Consider the following 1,538-nt stretch of genomic DNA (forward strand, 5'->3'; position numbering starts at 1 on the left):
ACCGGCGCCGAGCCGCCCGGCCCGTGATCACCTCGACACGCTGGATCGCCATAAGGACTGCCATAGGGATAGCCTCAGGAACAGCCCTCTGACTCGCATCCAGCTCCCAATCTCACAAGGCGGCCTTCACCGGAGCGATACAGAGCGCGAGGCGATCGCGGCCCTGCAGCGCTTCACCACCGACGGCTTCGGATACCGGATACAGGCCACGCGGCCACAGACGATCGGCTATGCCCTGTCGGACTCGCCTGCGGGCCTCGCCGGATGGATCTACGAGAAGTTCGAGGCTTGGACCGACAGCGACGGCGATCCGGAGACGGCGTTGACCCGCGATGAAATGCTCGACGACATATCGCTCTACTGGCTGACCAACACGGCCGCCTCGTCGGCCAGGCTGTACCGGGAGAATGCCCAGTACGGGATGAACCTGGGCGTGGTCGAACTCCCCGTCGGCGTCAGCATCTTCCCCGGCGAGATCTTCCGCACGCCGCGGAGCTGGGCCGAGAAGGTCTACCCCAATCTGATCCATTGGAACGAGCTCGACCGGGGCGGTCATTTCGCGGCGTTCGAGCAGCCGACGCTGTTCGTTCAGGAGCTGCGCGCCTGCTTCCGCAGCCTTCGGGACGGGTGAACCGCGCCGGGTTTTCCCGAGGCCGTTGATCGTCTCGACCAGGGCATCGTCATGGGAATCGCCGAAGCTGCCCACGGATGGTTCGCCGCCGGCTCGAGCCGGCGGCGCGCCTCGGCGATCGGGGACCTGGTCGCCTGCGCGCGGCCGGCGCACGCCCTCGCGCGGGTAGCGCAGCACCTCCAAACGACCTCGAATCGATCGATGAGTTCGCCCGGACGGCGCGTCAGCGGCTGCGACAGGAGGATGGGACCTTCCGGAGGAAGCCACATCCAAAGTCTCGTAAAGCGGGCTGGGAGGGGAGCGGACCAGATTGTGATCCGTGTTCGGTTCTCAAGCTCCTCCAGACCCTCATGGAGGTGTCTGGAGGAAAGCCTGGAACGGAAACTGCGGCGCACGGCGTTCGCAGCTTCGTACTTAATTGGCTCCGGCGGTAGGACTCGAACCTACGACCCAGCGGTTAACAGCCGCTTGCTCTACCGACTGAGCTACGCCGGAATAATCGTGACACGCTCGTGCGGTCTGCAGATCTGGCGGCGACCTACTCTCCCACGTCTTGAGACGCAGTACCATCGGCGCTGGGGGATTTCACGGCCGAGTTCGGGATGGGATCGGGTGTTGGGCCCCCCGCCATGACCACCAGATCGGCGGACCACACGGGCGTTTTCGGATTTTGTGACTTTTCGGGAAAAGTGCAACCACTAAGTTGGCCGCAGTCGGGGTCGCCGCTGCGCGCGGCGCTGGAGCGCGCCTCGCCCCTTTCGGGGCTGCGGGCGCTGAGATCAAGCCGATCGAGCGATTAGTAAGGCTCAGCTTCACGCGTTGCCGCGCGTCCACATGCCTCCTATCGACGTGATGGTCTATCACGGCTCTCGGGGAATGCTGGTTTCGAGGGGGGTTTCCCGCTTAG

At 64.8% G+C, this 1,538-nt stretch carries 1 tRNA gene, 2 rRNA genes and 1 pseudogene; 1 reads left to right on the plus strand and 3 read right to left on the minus strand.

From position 1 onward, the window contains the following. Nucleotides 1–631, plus strand: a pseudogene (locus VGO20_RS16360) (hypothetical protein); the annotation flags it as partial. Between the two features lie 419 nt (nucleotides 632–1,050). Here VGO20_RS16360 and VGO20_RS16365 read toward each other — a convergent pair. From VGO20_RS16365 to VGO20_RS16375, 3 genes are all read right to left on the minus strand, one after another. After that, a tRNA-Asn gene (locus VGO20_RS16365) sits at nucleotides 1,051–1,126 on the minus strand. A 30-nt stretch (nucleotides 1,127–1,156) separates the two neighbouring features. Then, nucleotides 1,157–1,272 (minus strand): 5S ribosomal RNA (gene rrf, locus VGO20_RS16370). A gap of 134 nt (nucleotides 1,273–1,406) precedes the next feature. Continuing rightward, a 23S ribosomal RNA gene (locus VGO20_RS16375) occupies nucleotides 1,407–1,538 on the minus strand; the annotation flags it as partial.

It is taken from the genome of Arenibaculum sp., assembly GCF_035998295.1.
Taxonomy (GTDB): Bacteria; Pseudomonadota; Alphaproteobacteria; order Azospirillales; family Azospirillaceae; genus DASYHS01.